This is a genomic window from Pseudomonas sp. COR18 (assembly GCF_048568395.1).
Taxonomy (GTDB): Bacteria; Pseudomonadota; Gammaproteobacteria; order Pseudomonadales; family Pseudomonadaceae; genus Aquipseudomonas; species Aquipseudomonas fuscovaginae_B.
On record NZ_CP183808.1, the window covers coordinates 6,488,427 to 6,508,450 of the forward strand.

Sequence of the window (20,024 nt, forward strand, 5' to 3'; positions counted from 1 at the left end):
TTCGGGCTTAGAAGCGCGTGTTCAGCTCAAGTTGGAAGACATCGACCTGGAACGGGTCGCCGTAGACTTCCTCGGCGCTCAACCAGCGGGCCGAGGCGATGATGTTCTTGTCCAGGCTGTAGTTGCCGCCGATGAAGTAACCCTTGGCGTTGGTGCCGCCCAGGTGGTAGGAGGAGTCGTTGAAACCGTCAGGCAAGGCGTCCGGCTGGATGTACTTGTAGCCGGCGTAGAGGTTCCAGTCGCCCTTCTTTTTCAGCTCGAGCGCGTTGCCGAGGGTGAATTGCATCATCAACGCGCTGCCACCGCTTTCGAACTCGCCGTTGCTGTTGATGTTATTGACGATCTGGCCTTCGGAGCGCTTGAGCATCTCGCCCTTGTCGTACGCCAGGTTATGAATGAAGTTGGCCTGGCTGCGCAGCTTGAAGTCTTCGGGCAGTTGCGTATCCCAGGCCAGGTTCAGGTCGAGCACGTTGAATTCCGAGGCCAGGCCCAGGTACTGCGGCTGCGGCGTCAGGTTCGGGTTGGTCGGGTTCGGCGTGATGTTGCGCAACAGGAACACGCTGTTGCCGTGCTGCATGAAGGCCAGGCGGGTGCCATCCGTGTCGCAACCCGGCTGGCCGTCCCACGGCTTGCAAGGGCTGGAACGCTTGCCCTCGATATCGTTGAAGCTGTAGTAGGCCGCCGAGCCCTTGAGGCTGTTGTCGGCGTTGATCTTCCAGTTGGCGCCGATCTGCCCGCCGATCAGCCATTTGTTCTGGCTGTCGGCCTTGTCGATGCCGTTGCTGGTTTCCGAATCCGAGGTGTATTCGACCGGGAATGCCCCGAGGGTACCGAACAGGCCCCATTCGCTGTTGAGCGTGTGATTGAACACCGCCGCCACGCCGTCGAAGTTCAGGTCGTTGGAGTACATCATGTCGGTGGAATAGAACGGGTTGGCGAAGCGCCCGCCGGTTACCGTCAGGTCCTGCGAAGGTTTCCAGCTGATATACCCCTGGTCGAGCCAGATGTCTTTCTTGGCAAAGCCGCCGCCGAGGGTCTGGGTGGTCGAGACCGGGTTGTTGTCGGAGCCGGTGCCGATGCGCACGCCGGCGACCCACTCGGGCGTCAGGACCGCCTTCATGCCCAGGCGGGCGCGCAGGCGGAACAGGTTCTCGCGGTCCTCGCGGCTGTTGAGCAGCGGCGGATACTGGGTGTTGGTGCTCCGGTTCACGTCATAGGGCGAGCCGCTGTTGATCCTGGCGTAGTCGACCAGGGTGTTGCCGTTGCCACCCGAAAAGTAGCGGGACTCATTGCGCACGCGCAGGTCACCGTCGAAGCTGATGCGCGAGACCCAGTCCGGGAAAGTGTTGGGTTGTGCCCAGTTCTCCTGCCTGGCGGTCGCCATGACCTCGGCCTTGACCTGGTCGCGGATCTGCTCGCGGACGATCGCCGGCACGTACTGCACCCGCACCTCTCCCGGCGTGGCCGAAGGGGCCGCAGCCGCCACGGCGTTGGCCTGACGTGCCTGGACTGCCTCCTTCTCGGCCTGGGCGATCAGGCCATCGGCCTGTTCCTGCTTGAGCACACCCTGCTGCACCAGCAGGCGGATCAGATTGATCGTGGCGTTCTGCGAAGGCGCGGCGGGCTGCGCCGCCACCGCCTGGCCGACCAGGGTCGCGATGACCATGCCGACCGCCAGGGTCAATCGATTCACGTTGGAAATCATTTGCACACAACTCCTGTTGAAAAGCGTGAAAGTGTTCGATCAGTCCGGGCGTCGGCCCTTGAGCGATACGCGAATGGGCAAGGTCAATGAAGCCGGTGTGCGCTCCCTGAAACGCGGTGCGTTCTGCAGGGACGCGATGATCCGCTCGTCAATCTTCGGCTCGCCGGTCCCCTTGACCATGGCCACCTTGAGCACATCGCCGTCCGCCGAAAGCCAGAAATCGACCTGCACCGAAAACGCCAGCCGACGCAGGTCCGGGTCGTCACGCAGCAGCCGTTGCAGGGTCGCGGCCAGGTACTGCTTGTAGGTACCGGTGCCCAGCCCGCCCCCGCCGGAACCGGCCATGCCACCGCCCTTGCCCGCGCCGATGTTGAACGCGTCGCCGCCGGCCTGGGCGTCGCCGTCGATCTGCATCGGGTTGGCCAGGTCGTCCGCCGGTGACGGCGGTGCCTCTTCCTGAGGCTTGATGTCCTCGGGCTCGGGCGTCGGTTCGGGCACCTTCTCCTCCACCGGCGGTTCCGGCTCCTTGGGTTTCTCCGGCTCCGGAGGCGGCGGTGGTGGTGGAGGCGGCAACGGGATGATCATCGGCACCTTCGGCGCCTCACGCCGTACCCCGCTCATGTCATGCGCCCACTGCCACAGGAACCAGGCGGCAGCCGCCCCCAGCAGCAGCCCGGCGCCCCACTTGAACAGGCGCAGCGGCGACGGCTTCACGGGCTCGGGGCTGATCGGTAATTTCGCGGTCATGGTCATCCCTGATTCGGTTTGCCGGTGACCAGCCCGACCTGGGACAGCTCCAGGCGCCGCAGCAGGTCGAGCACTTCGATGACTTTCTGGTACTGCACCGTGGCGTCGCCGCGCACGATGATCGGAAAGTCCGGGTTCTGCGCCTTCTCGATACGCAGGCGTTCCTCCAGCTCCGGCAGGGTCACCGGATAGGCATCGAGGAACACCTGGCCACCGTCGTTGACCGAAATGGCCTTGGTCTTGGCCTCGGACAGCGACACCGAGGCACTGGCCTTGGGCAGGTGGATCTGGATCCCCGAGACCTGGGCCGTGGCGGTCAGGATGAACATCACCAGCACCACCATCAGCACGTCCACCAGGGGCGTGATGTTGATACTGTCGACGGCGGCATCGTCATCGTCGTCATGGGAGGCGTTTACGGAAGCCATGGCAGTTCCCTCCCCTCAGACCGATAGCAGGTCGACGGCATGCTGGCCGGCCTGGGCGGGCCTGGCACGATTGGCGTCATGGCTCTGCCCCTCACCGTGCATTTCCGCCAGGCGGGTGATGAACTCGTCGACGAACACCCGCATGTCGGCACTGACTTCCTTGTTGCGGGTGATCAGCCGGTTGTAGCCGAACAGTGCCGGGATCGCGACGAACAGGCCCATGGCGGTGGCCAGCAGGGCTGCGGCCATGCCCGGAGCGATGGCGTTGATGTTCACGTCACCGGCCATGGCCGTGCCGAGGAACACCACCATGATCCCCAGCACCGTACCGAGCAGGCCGATGTACGGGCCGCCGGCGATGGCGTTGGACAGCGTCGAGAGTTTCGAACCCAGTTGCTGGTTCTCCCGGGTGCGCACACCGTCCATGGAGCAGCGGATGGCCTCGATGGTGGCCGCCGAAACCGACGAGGTATCGGCGCCCTGGGCGCGACGGGTGCGAATCTCCTTGACCGCCACCAGATACAGGCGCCACAGCGAGGAATGCTCCAGGCGGCGGGCCAGGTCCTGGTCGTCGGCGAACATTTCCAGGCGCGTACCGACCTGGGCGAACTGCTCGCGGAACGCCTCGTTGGCGCGGCTGACACGGCTCAGGGCGCGGTTCTTGCGGACCATAATGACCCACGACTGCAGCATCATCAGCACCAGGATGGCGATGATCACCCAGGCATCCGCCGGCACCGACTTGAGCAGGAAGCCCAGGCTGCCGAAGCCGAAACCGGACTGTTCCTCATCGGCGCCATAGGCCACCAGCTTCGACTCGGCGCCTTGCGCGCCGGCATCGGCCAGCAGCACGGCGGCCGGCCGCACGACCTTGGACAAACGCAGCTCATCGATGGCGCCATGGAAGCCGGCGAAGGGGCTCGCCGCCGCCGCGGGGTCGGCAGCCGGCAGGTCGCCGCCCAGGGCGATCGGCGAATTGAACGCCGCGACTTCCTGGGCCAGGCTGGCACTCTCACGGCCGTTGACGAACAGCGAGACCTTGCTGCCCTGGGCGGTCAGCGCCAGGTGTTGCCACTGGCCGGGGTTGAGCGGCTGGGTCGATACCGCGCGCTGACCGTTGACCTCCACGAAGGGCGTACCCTGGCTGACCCCCAGCAGCAAGGCATGGCCGCCTTCGCGCCGGGCCATCAGCAACTGCTCGCCCGAAGCCTGGTCCAGACGCACCCAGGCGCTCAGGGTGAAGGCCCCCCCGGCGTTGTATTGCAGCGACGGACTGGCCGGCAACAGCAGCGGCTGGCCACTGAACTGCAAGGCCGCGCCGATCACCCCGTCGATACGGCTGCCGGTGGCGTTCTGCGCGTGGTTGGAGAAGGCCGTGGCATCCTTCGCCGGCGTCCCCGGCGCGCCATCGAAGTGATAGACCGCGGTGTAGTTCGGTTCGAAGGCCAGTTGCCCATTGCTGGTGGCCGGGGCCTTCGGGTTGCCGTAATACATCCAGATGTCCTGGCGCTGGCCGCCTTCGACCTTGGGCACATCGACCCAGATCAGCGCCGAGCCCATCAGCGGGTCGAAGCTTTCGATCTGATAATTGAGCACGGTCTTGTCGTCGGCCGCGATGAAGCGCAGGTCCGAACCGTCTTCCTTGACCCCGTCGAAGGTGAAGTTGCCGGTGTGCAGGCGCACCAGCAGGCTGGTGCGACCCAGGGCCTCGCTGATGGCCGCGCCCTGGGGCGTGGTGTCGACGCTGATCTGCTTGCGGTAATGCCAGTCGTCCTGCCACCAGGCCTGGGCGGTGGCCGGGAGCACGAAGCCCAGGCAGATCAACAGGGACACGATTAAGCGTGACATGCGGTGGTTCTCCGTCAGTAAAAGGGTCAGAAAGTCGCCTGCACACTGAAGTGCAGACGTGAGTCGTATTTGCGGGTGTTCGGGCCGTCGAGCAGCGGGTAGCCCCAATCCAGGCTGCCGGACAGCCATTTGCTCAGGCTGGCGCGTGTCCCCAGGCCGACGCTGGCCAGGCTGTATTCGTCTTCCTGCTCGGGCAGGGCCTTTTCCAGGGTCAGCCGCGCGCCTTCGGCGAAGGCGTAGAAGCGCCACTCCTTGACGTAGCTGCCGACAAACCTGGCCAGCGATGGCGTGCGCAGTTCCTGGGAGAACAGCATCCCGCTGTCACCCGAGCGCTCGGCCGCCAGGTAGCCACGCACCGAAGTGGCGCCCCCGGCGGAAAACTGTTCGTTGGACACCAGCGGGCCGGACGCCAGCTGGAAGGCTGCCTTGGACGCCGACTGCCAGTCGCGGGTGAAGGTGTAGGTGTAATTCAGGTCGCCCTTGAGCACGGTGAAGCTGGGGCTGGCACGGTAGCGCTTGTAGTCGAACTCGTCGGAATCGCTGCCATAGCCGAAGAAGCTGCGGGTCGCCGCCACCAGGTTCAGGCCCAGGCCGAGCTGGGCGTTTTCGGTATAGCGGTAGCCGTTGTAGCCAAAGGTCAGCGGGGCGTACTTGAGCGGAATCTGGTCGCTGCTGCTGCCGAACTTCAGCTCTTCCTCGAAATCCTTGAAGTCCACGCCGATGGAGAACGAGTTGGCCCAGGCCCCGCTGGAAGGCAAGGTGTAGATACCCGAGACGCCATAGGAATGGCCCTTGCCCAGTACGTTGCTGCCGCCGATGGTGGCGACATTGCTGTCGGACTGGTAACCGGAGAACTGCAGGGTCCAGCGCTCGCTCAGCGGTGCGCTGTAGGAACCGGACCAGACCTTGGCGTTGCTCTGGTCCTCAGGTGCGGTGAAGTAGGTCAGCGAGACGCTGTGCCCCAGTTGCCAGAGGTTGTCGTAACCCAGGGAGGCGACTGCTCGCAGCTCCTTGGTGTCGGCACTGTAGTCGTTGTTCAGCCCAAGGCTGGCGTGCCACGGATTCTGGTCCTCGACCTGCAGGTCAACGTCCATGGTCCCGGGCCGTTGGCCTTCGCGCACCAGCGGCATGACCTGGCGACCGGCGCCCTTGTTGAGCGCCGCCAACTCGCTCTGGACCTTGGCAAAATCCGGTACCTCGCCCTCTTTCAGGGCCGGCACGTCTTCGCGGATCTCCACCGGCGAATAGTGTTTGGCACCCACCACGCGCACCCGGCCAACCTTGGTTTCGCTGACCTGCAGGAAGACGATGCCACCCTCGACCTTTTGCTCGGGCAGTTCGACGAACACCGACTGATACCCCTTAGCCTGATAGACCTTCTGCAGGGCATCGCGGGCGCCTTCGATATCGGCCAGGGCCTTCTGCGGACCGAGGAACGGGTAGACCGCTTCCTCGATATCCCGGGCCTGCAACACGGTGTTGCCGCGCACGACGTACTCGTTGACGTCCACCAGACGGGCCACCGGAGCCTCCTCGGCGACCGATGGCCCGGCCAGCAGGGCCAGCACCAGGCCCGCGCCGGCCGGCCAGGCGCGTCGTGCCCCTGTCGGTCGCGCCGTCTCTTTGAAGAACAGATGCTCCACACCGCCCCCTTGATTCAAGAAATGGCCCCGAGCGTTGTCGAGGCCGCATGGCCGGGGCTGTCGCCCCTGGCGCCTCATTGGTTGTTCGTGATCGCCAGCGATGGATGCCTTGCCAGCCAGGTGTGCAACAAGGCGAAGTTCAGCGAGAACTCCGGCATCTGCAGCAGGGCGCCACAGAACAGTTCACCGACGATTTTCTGGATCAGCAGCACGGCCTGCGGGTTGTCCAGCAGCGTGGCGATGTCCTTGCTCAGGACGTTGAAGCTCCAGACCTTCTGGTTCAGGTCCAGGCCGACGAACCAGCGGAACAGCAGGTTGTAGTTGAGCTGCTCGTACAACTGCTGTTCGCCGGGCACCGAATACAGCAGTTGCAGCAGAAGGATGTGCATCACCGTCTGCGGGGCGATCAGCATCTTCGCGTTGGCCCCCGCCGCCAGCAGGACGTCGCGATGCTCGTCGAGCAGGTCGTCGATCTGTGGCCGCAGCAGCACCAGCGAATGACCGGGCGGGATGTAGCTGGAGACCTCCTTCAAGGCGCCCTGCCAATCTTCCTGGGACACGATCCAGACCCACGGTGCACCGTAGCGATAGACCGACACCGGCTTCTTGCGCGCCGCCTCGACGATCTTCGACAGGCGCTGGTCCAGCTCCTGCATGCCCACTTTCGAGTAGCGTTCCATAGTCCCCATACCCTCCCCTCCAGCGTTCCCTGCAACCTTGGAAAACGGGGCCTGACGCCCCCTTGCCCGTTCTACATATCCAAGACGGGGCTGGCCTTGTGCTACCGAACTTTTGTCACAAAAGCTTCATTCCTGGCGCTTTCCGGCCAGCAAATGCGGCCTGAAAAATCCATGCCCGTAGGCGCCGGTGGGGCCCATGGAAGTGGGATTGCCCGCCACAGGACGGCCGGGCAAAAAAAGGCGGCCATCAAGGCCGCCAGAGAGGAGAAAGAACCCGCGTTTACAAGGTCAGGTTGCCCCGTTCCTCTTCGGTCAGGCGTAGCCTGGCCTGCTCGCTCAAGGGGCCCGCACCGAGGACCTGGACCGGGCTGTCGGGGTTATAGGCTGGCGTGTGGCTGGCACTGTCGCGACTCGGGGTCACCGGTTCGCTGCCGAAACCGAGCACCTCGACGGTGAAGACCGACGGCCGATCCTGCTTCGCCGCCTGTTGCTGCTGCCGCGCGGCGTCTTCGGCCGCCTGGGAGGCCGCAGCGCCGGCGGAGCTGGCGGCGGTCATGGCCCCGGTGTTGATCGACGCGGTCATCGGCACCCCCGAGGACTTGCCCTGGGTCTGGATGTTGGCCGCGTTGACCACCTGCAAGGCCGCGATGTTGACGTTGCCCGACACCCGAATTCCCGCCTCGCCGGCATCGATGGTGCCCAGCGGCGCGATCAGGTCGATGTCGCCCGGCGCGATCTCCGGAATCGGGTTGAGCGTCGCGATCCCCGCCCCGGTGCTCGGTACCGAGGGCGACAGGGTGACATTGCCCCAGTTGTCGTAGACCCGCTTGGGCGGCGTATAGACCACGGTGGTCTTCGAACCGCGGCCGGCGTTGATGTCGCCGGCCGCCGACCAGGCCATGATCGAACCGCCGAAGGTGGTCATGATCCGGCTCTGCCCCAGCAGGATGCTGTCCAGGGAATAGAGCTGGATATCGCCGGCACCCTGGGTGATCACGCCGGCCGTGGACGGTGGCGCCACGCCCTCGATACCGAATACCTGGCCACCGCCCGGCGTGAGCATCTGGATGTTGCCACCGAAGTCGGTGTGTACCCCGGCGCCACCGAACAAGGTGATGTCGCCCTGGTAGGTGATCGGGTTGCCCGCCACGTCGGTCTGCGGGAAGAGCAAGGCGATGGCCTCGCGACCGCGCAGGTAGCTGCCCTGGCGTGGTCCGCCAACCTGGTTGTACTCGCGTCCCGCCGCTTTCAGCTCGGCGAAGTAGACCTCGCGGGCGAAGATCCGCTGTTGCTCGGGCGACAGGGCCGCGTAGTCGGCACGCGCCTGATCGGCAGTGCCACTGAAGCCGTACCGCTCGGCCAGCCAGGCGACCAGTTCGGTCTCGTAGGTCTTGGCCACCTTGCCGCCGCTCAACGACTGGCCGGCCTGTGCCAGGTTCTCCGGGTTCAGGTAGGTCTGGACGAAACGCAGGTAGTCCGCGCCATTCGTGCCGAAGCCGGCCTGCATGACGATGCTGGCACCCGGGCGGCTGTCGCCGGGGACCACGGCACCGATGCTGGTGATGCTGGCCTTGTCTTCCATCAGGATGTTGCGCCCTGCCGTCAGCTCCAGGGTACCGGGACCGGCCACCGTGAAGTTGCTGTAGAGAATGTCGCGGCCGGCGGAAACGATGGAGACATCGTTCGGGTCGTTGTGCACGAACAGGTTGCCGGTGCTGGTGTATTTGTTGATATCGGTCATGCCCGAATCACTGCTGCCCAGTGCGGTACCGCTGCTGACGATATCGCGACCGGCCATCATCCAGACCGGGCTGGCGCCTTCGTACCAGGTCTGGCCAAAGCGTGGAGTGCCAGTCCCCTGGAAGCTGATGATTCGGCCGCTGGTGACGCCCAGCAGGTCGCCGTTGAGCGCGTAGAAGCGCGAAGGGAGACGGCTGGCGGCAATGGTGTCGGAGGCGGTGGCGGAGCCAAAGGCGAACAGGGGCAATACCGCCGGTACCTGGGCCGTGTTGCCATCCGTCGACAGGTTGTTGCCGTTGGTCACCATACTGCCGTTGATCAAGCCCGCGAATGCCGGACGCCAGGGGTCGCCATCGTTTCAGCGGCCGCGCCGGAACGACTGACGCTGAACCCACTGGCGTAAATGGAGTCGCCGGCCAGGAACTGCAGTTCGCCGGTCACCGAAGGTGCCAACAGTAACGGTGCCTTGTATTCGGGGTCTCTCAATTGGCTGGTGGCAGCCTTGCCATAGTAGAAACTGCCGCTGGCCGCGACCGCCCGCAGGATGGAGGGGTAGACCACCGCCGCATCGGTGACGGTACCCAGGGTATAGGGGGTGAGGTTGCCACCGGCCGAGAACAGATCGATCGCCGTATGCCCGGTCCACAGGGTGAACCAGCTCTGGCCCGCACCATTGACGCCGCCGCTGACAAAAGGCGTGGCGTTCATCAGGGCGACCCTACCCGGATCCTGCACGTTCTGTACGACCAGATCGCCCAGCGTAGACAGATTGAACGTGGCATCCCCCGGAACCAGCGTCATGCCGCCGGCCGAGAGGGCGCGAGTAGCGATCGTCGGATCATAGGCCCTGACCTCGCCAGGTGCCTGGTCCGTGGCCTGGTTGCCGTAGTGCAAGGCCACGCTGCCCATCGATGCGCCATTGAGTTGCACATGCCCGCGCAGGTCGACCAGCAAACCGTTCTGCTGTCCCTGGGTGAGATCGCTGGCCGGGTTCAGCGCGCCCCCTACCCGCAGGTTCAGATCGCCACCGCCGGTCATCTGCACGCTGCCATCGGCCGCTACCCGCCCCGTGCTGCCAACGGCAAGCACCAGGCCCTGGCTGCGCGGGTTGATCGACGTTGCAAACGCCGCCCCGGACAGGGGGGCCAGGATGCCCGCATCCCCCGCCACACGGACATCGACATTACCGCCGCCCAGGGTGCCGAACCCGGTGAAACCGACCATCTGGTCGGCGCCACTGCCGCCCAGTGCGGCAGTGTTGGTGTAGGTGCCGAAGTTGATCCACCAGGCGGTTGGCTGTGCCTGTCCCCCTGTGTCGACGCTGCCGCTGCCCTGGCGCCAGAGCCAGTTGCCGACACCGGCGGTGTCATGGCCCAGGTCCGCCGAGTTGGGCCGTCCCAGGCCAGTCGAGACACGGTCCATGATATTGCCGGTGAGATCGCCGCCCACCTTGAGGGTCAGGTTGCCACCGGCGTCCGGGTACCAGGCACGGTAAACGCTGGTGGCACTGCCATTGACCAGCTCCTCGTAGCCACCGAAGGCATCGCCAAGGACTGTTCCGCCGGTCCCCCGCGCCCGGGCCTGGTTGTAGGGATCATTGGCGGAGGTGGCTGTCGATGAGTTGCCGGCGGTGTAGACGCCGTAGAGCGAGTCCATCTTCAGATCGCCACCGGCCAGCAATTCAAGGTCTGCCGTACCGGTACGAACCACGCTGAAGCGCTGGCTACCGGCAACCAACTGAGACTGACCGACCGCCTTGCAGAACGTCGGGTTGTCGGTACATAGCTCAGGGTAACCAATGGCATCGAAATCGATGGGTTGGCCAACCAGGCTGGTATCGCCGGCCCAGTTCAGCGACCCCTCCTCGGTCCAGACATAGCTGGTGGCTGCCTTGCAGAACGTCGGGTTGTCGGTGCACAGATCCGGGTAGCCAATGGCATCGAAGTCGATGGGTTGGCCGACCAGGCTGGTATCGCCGGCCCAGTTCAGCGAACCTTCTTCGGTCCAGACATAGCCACCCGGCTTGGCCTTGCCGAACATGCCGTAATGGGTATCCGCCAGATGCAGGTCACCGCTGACAGGGTACGGCTGGACGATACGGCTGTCGGCCGCTTCGGTGTCGGCTCCCGCCACCAGGCGCAGCGACCAGGACTGCGAACCTTCAGCCAGCATCGGCGCAACGGCCCAGATCTGCCCCTGGCGGCCGGCAACCTCAGGACGCAACTGGATGGACTCCACGCCCGCCAGCAGTTTTACATCGGTACCCGAAGGAATCAGAGCACCCCGGGACAGAACCTGGTTCCCATTCAGGACCACGGTCTGCGTCGTACCGGCAACGCCCGGCAACGGCACGCCCCTGGGCCAGGTCAGGGCCTTGAAGTTGGCCGCCACCGGAAGCAGGCTGCCGGCATCCAGCTGGGTGCCCGCCGCCAGGGTCTGGGACTGACTCAACAACGTACCGGCGGCAAATAGAATATTGCCGGAGGCGTCGCGTACCGCTGCCGCCAACACGGTCCCCGCCGGCAGCGACAGCGCCTGGTCGAGTGTCGCCGATACCGGCAGGCGGGTTCCAGGCGCCAGTTGCAAGCCTTTTATCGGCAAGTCGTAGTTGAGAGTGACGCCGCCGGGGAAGGTCGTGCCATCGGCCAACGTCACCCCGGCCCCCGGTACCACGGTATCGCCACCATTGATGTCGCTCCCTGGCAGCAAGATCCAGCCCTTGTCGTCCTGGGTCGCCGGCGGTGGCGCGAACCCGTCGCTGATACTGCCGTAGATATTCAGGTCGCCACCGGCCCGTAAGGTCAGGCTGCCGACTTCGCCGGAACCGTAGACCCCGGTCTTCCGGGTGTTCGGGTTCACACTGGCATAACGATAACCCGACAGATCGATATCGCCTTGCACCACCAGGTCGCCGTCCGGCGTCGCGCTGACAATCTCCACGCCGGGACGCAGATGGAAGGCATCGGCATAGGTGGCGTTGTTCAAGCCCGCCAGCTTGCCTTGCATCAGGCTGGTATTGGCCAGGGCAGCATTGATGAACGCGGTACTCTGCAGATGCTTGGCGTCCAGGTAGGCCTGGTCGATGATCTGGTAGGGACGGCCGCTGGCCGCCGGATCGGTGCCGTAGGCCGCATCGTCATAGCGCCAGGTCCCGTTGACGGCGATCGAACGCGCCCCCTGGATGGTCAGCGGACCGCTGGCATCGATGGCAATGTCGCCGCCAGTGGTGCCGCCCAGGCGCGGAGCATTCAGTTCCAGGGTACCGCGGGCACGGCCGTCGTTCTGCCCCGGCAGATTGCCCAGCGGCCCATCGGTGCCGTGGCGCAGGTCGATGCGTGCACCGCTGCCCAGGGTCAACTGACCATTGCCCGAGTTGAGTTCGACGATCGCCCGGTTCGGCGAATCGATGATCTTGCCGTAGCTGTCGACCCGCAGGCGCGTACCATGGGCATCGAGTACGGCGCTGCCGTCCAGGGTCAGGCCGTTTTTCGCCGACAGGCGAATACTGCCCACCCGCTCGCCGCTCGCATCGACGGTGCCGCTCACCCGCAGGCTGCCGTTGTCGATGGAGACAGTCACGTCACCGGCCTTGAGGCCCTCGCCAATGGTCAAGTCGCCCTGCTTGAACTGGAAGCTGCGCGAACCGGTGACCTGCCCCTCGTTCAGCCGCTGGTTGAGGGCGGCGAACTGCTCATCGAGCGTTCCCGTCGCTCCCAGCCGTTGGGCCTGGATCTCAACGCCCGCCGCCGTGTACGGCATCAGGGTGCCGCCCGCATCGTAATAACCGCCGCTGGAGCCGAGAATACGCCCCTGCAGGTCAACGATACCGGCCGCTGCATCCAGCGCCACCGCGCTCAAGGTCCCGGCCTGGTTGTACCTGGCCGACAGGTCGATACGCGAGCCCGCCGCCTGGTGGATATTACCGTTGCGGCTCTCCAGCCTGACGCTGCCGCCCCAGCCGTACTTGGTCACGTCGTTGAAGACAATGGCCCGCCCGGCCACATCGAGCCGGGCATCATCGGTGAGCAGCACGTCACCGGTCGCCCCCAGAGTGACCTTGCCGCTGGGCAGGACCACGGCGCTGGCCAGTCGGATACTGCTGCCCTGCAGGGCCAGTTCGGCGCCCTGCCCGTTCACCTCACCCACAGCGGCGCCCGACGACGAAACGTCAATCGTGCCACCAGCGGTGATGCGGTTCACCGAGCCAGCCTCACCGGTCATCAGCGGTGTCAGGACGTTCAGGTTGCCGCCGCTGTACTGGAAGCCCTTGCCGGCCTCGTAGGCACCCTGGCTCCGGTAGACCGAGAGGCTGCCCTTGTGGTTGGCGGTGATGCGTTCGCTGGCGTTGAGATTGACGTTGGCGAAACCAAGCACCAGGCGATCGAAGCTCTTGACCGTATTGGGCTGGGCGAAGTCGCCATAACCGAACTCGATGCGTTGGGCATTGATATCCAGGCGCCCGCTGCCGGTTCCCGCGCCACCAGCGATCACCGAACCGGCCGGCTTGTCCGAGCCCAGCCAGATCAGGTTGGCGGTATGGATCGTGGCCACGTCGCCAGCGCCACCGGCACCGTAGATCGCCGGAGTGGACAACATCAGGTTGCTCAGGCGCGACTTGCCGGTCTGTACGTCATAGGTATCGAGCGTCGTGGTGCCATGGAAGTTGAACGCATCACGCGCCGACAGTTGCAAGGTCTCCAGGGCCGGCGCACCGGACTGGGTGTCACCTTGCAGCAGGCGATCGATCAGTTGCTGGTTGAGCGTCAGGCCGGCCGGCAGCCGATTGCCGGCCACCGCATCGGCCAGCGCTTCTGGCGTACCGACGTTGATATTGTTCAGGGCCAGGGTCAGGTGACGAGTGCCGTAACGCACCTTGTCATCGAGCTGGAACGCTGTCGGCGTGACAGCGGCGATGCTGCCGTTGGAATACAGCGAAGTCTGGCCGGTGCACGGGACAAGGGCACAGGTACCCACCTTGATCCCGCCCGTCACCGCCGTTTGGCCCTCAGGCAGGTTGACGACATTGAGCAGACCGTTGGAGACGGCGAGCAGGTTGCCAACCTGATAGATAAAGCCGTTCCGGGCATCGTAGGCGGCGTTGCCGTAACCCAGTGTGGTGATCGAGGCGCCCTGCTCCAGCACGATGTCCCCGGAACCGGTGGCCAGGAACACCTCCGGTGCTCCCAGGGTCGCGCCGTCGCGCATGACGATGCTGCTCGACAGTTTCGACAGGGTGATGTAGTTGCCGCCCTGTCCATAGGTCAGCGTCGGCAACCCGCCAATCACCATGCGCCCCGCCCCCAGGGCACTCAGGCTTTGTGCATCCAGGGTCACACCGTCAAACTGCGCCGTGGCCTGGCGCCCGGCGCCGACGATTTCCAACGCGGAGCCGTTACTGCCCAACACCGCGACCGTACCGGCATACCCCCCTTCGGCGGCGTCGAATTTGCCGATCCCCGCAAAGGTGAAGGCTTTCTCCCCGGCGCCCTTTTCCAACTCCAGCTTGAGCGTCCGGGCGTCCTTCGGCAGCAGGGCCCGGGGCACGCCGAGGCGGGCCGCGTCCGCAATCGCGAACTGTGCATAGCTGGTTTCGTTGTACTGCGAGTAGCGACGCAAGACGTCGCCGGAGGTCAGGATGATCTGGTTGGCGACACCGTTGCGGATACCGGTGTTGGCAATGGACAACTGGCCCGAGGTTGACCACGATCCGTTGCGCATCCGTTGCGTACCACCCGCCGTGCCGCCGGTTGCCAAACCATTCAGTTCGACCCGGAAGGCACCGGGCAACAGGGCGTAGGTCGAAGGCATCAAGGTGTAGGTGCCAGCCGGCAGCCCGGGAATCCCTGCACCGAGAGTGATCTGCTGGCCGATCATCGGGTCGACCGCGCCCCCTTCCGGTGATACCGGCGCATAACCCGGCTGCACGCCGGGCACGATGGCATAGATCGGGTTGGTCGCCAGGCCCGGCAACAGGAAGCTGCCATCGGAGCCGAACTGGACCAATGGATTGAAACGCGCATCAGTGGAACCGCCACGCCCGGAAATGAAACCGGCACCGAGCAGGTCGCCACCGCCGGACAGGTCCAGGGTGGCGTCGGGCAGGACCGACACCGACTTGCCACCCAATGCGATACCCACCTGCAATCCGCGGTTGGCGGTGGGTGTACCGCCCTGCCCGAGGAATTCCACCGCCTTGCCGTTGTAGTAATAGGTCTGGCCATCGAAGGTACCACCATACGGAAGCACCAGGCCCTTGCCGCTGACGGAGGTGATACTGCCGGGAAGCAGTTCCACTTTCTCCACGCCTGGGGTGCCCAGGCCGCTGCCGATTTCGATCAGCCCCAGGGGCGCTCGGACCACGCCACCCTGTTTGATGACCGCCGCCCCGAGCCGCAAGCGACCAAAAGCCGAATAGGGAATCGGCGCACTGGCATCGCCCACGCGACCGATGGTCAAGGTTCGCGTCGGATCGAAACCGCTACCACTGCCTCCGGAACCCGCCATGATGGCGGCACTGGTCTGTGTGGTCGGGTACAGCTGGGCCGCGCGCAGAGTCATGTCACCGGCAGTGTACAGACCTGTCTTGGGACCTGTCGTCGGATCGGTATCGCTGGAAACCGCCAGGAAGCGCAAGTCGCCCTGGCTGGTCAGCTCCACCTGGTCGAAACCTCGACGCTCGATGGCCACCGCCGGTTGGCCCAGGTACGCGACGGAGCTCTTGACCCCGAAGGTAACGTCACCGCGCACATCAATCAGCTTGGCATCCGCAGAGAACACACCATGGCCCAGCGGGGTTGGCGAACGACCGTTCAGGCCGGGAACGACATAGCTCTCTTTCCCCAATGACTCGAGCATCCCACCCAACAGCAGATAGGCGCTGGAAAGACGAACCCGAGCCTGATCCGCGGCGTTGCCCGTCAATCCCAGGTAGCTGGAATAGAGTTGCAGGCTTTGGCGGGTCGATAGCGTCACATCGCCATCAACGCTCAACAGGCCACTGCTGAACAAGGTCAGGTTGTCAAAACCTCCAGCCTCGAACTGGTCGACGCCGAACCGGCCCTGCCCGTAGGTCAGCACACCCGCCGCGTCCTCGGCCGTGGTCGGTAGCGTATTGGCCTGACGGATCTGGCTGAGCACCAACTCGCGGTAGTTCAGCACTCGATCGGTGGCAAACGCCTTCAAGTACGCCTGGCTTTGCAGGGCCACCGTCAGCGTGCCGCCAGCAGCGCCCTCTGCGCCGGCGCGGGCATTGAAACGGCCATCCAGGTACAGGCCGTTGTTCGAGGCCAGGGTGATGCTGCCGCCATTGCTGGCGACCAGCGTGCGCCCCTGCCCCGGGACGTCGAGCATCGCCTGTGTGCCGGAGGCTTCCAGTCGTGCACCTTCACGAACCACCAGGAACAGGTCCGCCGCCTTGACCTTGCCCGTCGCGGCGTCGAACGTGCCACCCAGGCTGATACTGCCGCCGTTGGCCACCCGGCCGTAGACGCGACCACTGGCATCGGTCGCCGTCACGGCCCTGGCCGCCACATCGATCAGGGCGTGCTCGCCCACCCAGATGGAGCGGCCATGGCCGATGGCATTGACCTGATCCGAACTCCCTGTGGGGATCGCGCCCAGGCTGACCTTGCCACCCCAGGCGCTCAACGTGCCATCCAGCGTCAGTTGGCCGATACTGTTCAGGGCGATGGCCTGGCCGGGATCGACATGGATGAGCGCACCGCGGCCGACATTCAGTACGGTGCTGGCCATGTCCGCAGCACTGGATGTATTCGTCCCCGCGTTAAGGCTCAGGCTGGCGCCGCTACGCTGGGTCAGCACCCCCTTGGCGGCATCGTTCTGGTAGAGATCGGGCGTCCAGCGTTCCAGCAGTGTCGATGGCGATCCCCCCGACGGTATGTCGCCGGCCTGCTCCCCGACCCGATAGACCGGTATGCTTACGTCGACCTGAGTACCGTCGGTGACGGTCAGCCCCTGGTTTCCGGTGATGTCGTAGGCCGAGAACCCCTTGTTGAAGAAATCGCCCGCCAGTTGAAGGGTACCGGAAGCTGCCGGTGTCGAACTGTCGCCGATCTGTACCTTGCCGGCCTGCAGCTTCAGGGTGCCGCCACCGTTGACGCCGTAGCCACGCAGTTCACCAGCAAGCGTCAGATCAGCTGCCGCCGTGGAGTTACCCACGTTGACAGCAAGGGTGATGTCACCCCCTTTGCCACCGCTGAGCTTGCGATTATTGAGCAGGGCAGCCCCCGAAGAGACATCGACCAGGCTTCCCGTCCCAAGCGTCACATCACCGGTACTGCGTAGCGAAACCGCCCCCCCGTTGATATAGGGCAACCGGCTGTTATCGCCATCCAGCGCCAGGTTGCTCCATAGGCCAGTGGTATCGAGTTTCACCCCAGCCACGATGTCGACCACGGCCTTCTGGCCAGCCGCCGGCTGGATGATCTGGTCGATGACGCCCTGGGTCGGGTTGGCGGAGTTCACCTGATTGAGCACGTTGCCCAGATGCAGGCTACCGGAGTGAGCGGTCAGGTTGGCATTGACCCGGACCTGCGGCCCGTACAGGGTGATATCACCGCCCTTGCCCACGGCCAGGTCGCCATTGACCTGGACCTGCTGCCTGGCCGCCACCTTGATGGCGCCGAGCTGGAAACCATTGAGTTGATCGCTGTCCAGGTACAGGGTGCCCTGGCGATTGGCTGGCAGCGCGGTGTCCAGGTCCAGTCCGGCTGCAATCTGCTCGACCCCGTCGCCGATCTGCACCTGGTCCGCAACCGCGTCCAGGCTGTAGCGCAGGGTGCCGGTCTTCTTGTCATGGATCGGCGTGTACTTGCCGAAAATCAGCTGCGCCCGCTGGGCGACAGCGTTGCGCGATTGCTGGTAGCCATCGAGATTGAGGTTCGGCGCCTGATTCTGCCGGTCGCCCTTGAACACCTCACTGACGATCTGGCCTTCCAGCACCGCGTTGCTGGTACCGATCACCAGCTTGCCAGCATCACGGCCCACGGTGTAACCCGATTCATAGCGTTGCTGCTGCGCGATCATCGGGTTGTAGAAATACTCGGTCTGGCCCCAGCGGGCACTGCTGGACTCGAAGCCCTTGTAGATCCCCGAATAGAGAATGTCTCCGGGGGCCCGGGACAATTCGTAAAGGCGACCGTCGGGCCCCTTGAGCCAGGTCTGCCGGATGTAGCCGGACTGTACGTCGACGGTGCCGCCGGACAGGTTGAGCTGTGCGCCCTGCTGGGTCACCACCTCCTTGCCGGTGAAGGTCAGCGTGCCGCCCTGGGCCATCCATTCGCCGATGTTGTGGCCCTGGGTACCGAGATACCCGCCGACTTCCAACAGACCGCCCGCCGTGTACCAGCGATCGGTGGCATAGCCGTTGGTGCCGGCGGGGACGAACACCAGCTCGCGCAGGTCGACCCAGACGTCGTTGTTGATCAGCTTGCCACCGTCACGGTTGACCGGTGCGTCGCGCTGTTCGTTACCTTGCACGTTGATCTTGATGTTGTTGGACTCCATCGAGACCTTCACGCCGACCGCGCCGGAAACGTCGATCACCGCGCCATCACGCACCAGGCTGCGCTGGGCGGCACTGACGGCCACCTGGCCGCCGGTGGCGAGGGTGATGGAACCCTTCTGGAAGTCGACGTTGCCCCCACTGACGATCTCGATGCGCGACTGGTCGGTGCGATCGCTGACCGTGCTCAGGTTGTTGAAGAACCCGGTGATCAGGGTGTTTGGCAAACCGTCGAGACCGGTCAGGCCGTTGTTGCGCTGGCTGTCAAGAGCAGTAGCATCGGTGTTTTCCAGCAGGATCGCGGTGGTACTGCCCTGCCCCAGGGTCACGCTGCCAGTGGTGTCGGTAGCCGAGTTGAGCAGGTGAATGGTGCCACGGGTGTCGACCGAGGTGCTCGCCAGCGCCACACCGTTCTGCTGTACCTGGTGCCCGGTCAGGGTGATATCGCCGGTGGAGGCCAGGATCAGACCGCTGTTGCTCACCTTGCCGGCGGTACTGCCGGCTTTCAGCGAAGTCGCCACTTCGTTGCCACGGGTGGTCGAACGCTGGTTGCTGCTGGTACCGACACCGCGACGAATGTAGAAGTTGTCACCCGCGGCCAGGGTGGTCTGGCCTTTGGCAGTAGCGATGGTCCCGGCGTTTTCCACCTCGGAACCGAGCAATAGCGCATAACCGCCGGCCTCGGTCGACGAGGTGGGCGCCAGGGTCTGGATGATCGCACCACGCTGAACCTCGACCTTGCCCGCCGCATCGGTGAAGGTCGGCTGGGTGCCATTGGTGTCGACGTAGATGCCCCGCTGGATGAACTGATCGTCGCTGATGGTTGCCGCAGCGGCCACCAGGTTGCGCACGTTGACCTGGCTGGAACCGCTGAAAACCACACCGTTGCGGTTCATGATCATCACGGTGCCATTGCCCTTGACCTGGCCCTGGATTTCGCTTGGGCGTGCCAGCGGGTCGTTGACACGGTTGAGCACCGCCCAGTTCGACTGCTGCTGGAAATCCACCGTGGTGTTGCGCCCGACGTTGAAGGTTTCCCAGTTGAGAATCGCCTTGTCGGCGGTCTGTTCGATGGTCACGGTGGTCTTGCCACCGGATTGGGTCTGGGTCGGCGCCTTGGCATTGAGCCAGCCCTGGGTCAGGCTGTTGTCGACCTGCAGGCCGCCCTTGCCCAGGCCATCGGGAATGTTGCTCAACTGGCCGAGCGCCGCCTGGCGACCGGCCGCCTGGGCCGCCTGCTGGGCGGCGATGGCGGCGACGGTGCTGTTGAGACTGCCCAGCGAACGCTGCAACTGCTGGTTGGCCCGGCTCTGCTCCGCCAGGGTCGGGATACCCGGAATCTGTCCGCTGTTGTTGCGCGCCGCGGTGGCCGACAGGTTGGCCCCCTTGTTGGTGAACCAGGCCGAACTGAACGCTGTTTCCGCCTGGGCGCTGCCCGCCACCATCCACAGGGCGATGGCCTGGACCAGGGGCTTGAGCCGCAGGATCGAGGAGGCGTCGTCGTGACGCCGGGCGTTGAGTCTTGCCGAGGGTTTGCAGCGCAGCATCACTCCATCCTTTTCAGATCGTGCCAAGGGCGGCAACGCATGACCCGATCGGTGACGGGGCGTTGCTCATTACCGGATAGGCGGTTACGGAAGGTCGCGACCGAACTTCTGTCATGGAAAATTCATCTGCCGGGAACCGTGCTCCCAGACGCAAGAAATCAGC

General features: G+C 64.8%; 6 protein-coding genes and 1 pseudogene. All 7 read right to left on the reverse strand.

Translation table 11 applies throughout. From position 1 onward, the window contains the following. Positions 1-7 precede the first annotated feature (7 nt). Positions 8-1,705, reverse strand: coding sequence for a putative porin (locus ACM62G_RS29175; RefSeq protein ID WP_419736234.1), 1,698 nt, complete (start codon positions 1,703-1,705; stop codon positions 8-10). A 39-nt stretch (positions 1,706-1,744) separates the two neighbouring features. Beyond that, entirely contained in the window at positions 1,745-2,452 is a 708-nt protein-coding gene (locus ACM62G_RS29180) for an energy transducer TonB (protein WP_054057512.1), read from the reverse strand. Positions 2,453-2,454: 2 nt separating this feature from the next. After that, positions 2,455-2,880, reverse strand: coding sequence for an ExbD/TolR family protein (locus ACM62G_RS29185; protein ID WP_054057511.1), 426 nt, complete (start codon positions 2,878-2,880; stop codon positions 2,455-2,457). A 15-nt stretch (positions 2,881-2,895) separates the two neighbouring features. Beyond that, on the reverse strand, positions 2,896-4,728 hold the full coding sequence (locus tag ACM62G_RS29190) for a DUF2341 domain-containing protein (protein WP_419736235.1): 1,833 nt from the start codon (positions 4,726-4,728) through the stop codon (positions 2,896-2,898). Between the two features lie 26 nt (positions 4,729-4,754). After that, positions 4,755-6,449, reverse strand: a complete 1,695-nt coding sequence (locus ACM62G_RS29195) for a ShlB/FhaC/HecB family hemolysin secretion/activation protein (protein ID WP_419736236.1) — start codon at positions 6,447-6,449, stop codon at positions 4,755-4,757. After that, entirely contained in the window at positions 6,446-7,051 is a 606-nt protein-coding gene (locus ACM62G_RS29200; RefSeq protein WP_054057509.1) for a transposase, read from the reverse strand. Before ACM62G_RS29200 ends, ACM62G_RS29195 begins: the two co-directional genes overlap by 4 nt. Positions 7,052-7,331: 280 nt before the next feature. After that, positions 7,332-19,861: pseudogene (locus tag ACM62G_RS29205) on the reverse strand (filamentous haemagglutinin family protein). Positions 19,862-20,024 lie beyond the last annotated feature (163 nt).

Bases quoted from the DNA above. Each gene is read 5' to 3' on its own strand.
- ACM62G_RS29175 (WP_419736234.1), bottom strand. From the start codon at position 1,705: ATGATTTCCAACGTGAATCGATTGACCCTGGCGGTCGGCATGGTCATC.
- ACM62G_RS29180 (WP_054057512.1), bottom strand. From the start codon at position 2,452: ATGACCGCGAAATTACCGATCAGCCCCGAGCCCGTGAAGCCGTCGCCG.
- ACM62G_RS29185 (WP_054057511.1), bottom strand. From the start codon at position 2,880: ATGGCTTCCGTAAACGCCTCCCATGACGACGATGACGATGCCGCCGTC.
- ACM62G_RS29190 (WP_419736235.1), bottom strand. From the start codon at position 4,728: ATGTCACGCTTAATCGTGTCCCTGTTGATCTGCCTGGGCTTCGTGCTC.
- ACM62G_RS29195 (WP_419736236.1), bottom strand. From the start codon at position 6,449: ATGAGGCGCCAGGGGCGACAGCCCCGGCCATGCGGCCTCGACAACGCT.
- ACM62G_RS29200 (WP_054057509.1), bottom strand. From the start codon at position 7,051: ATGGAACGCTACTCGAAAGTGGGCATGCAGGAGCTGGACCAGCGCCTG.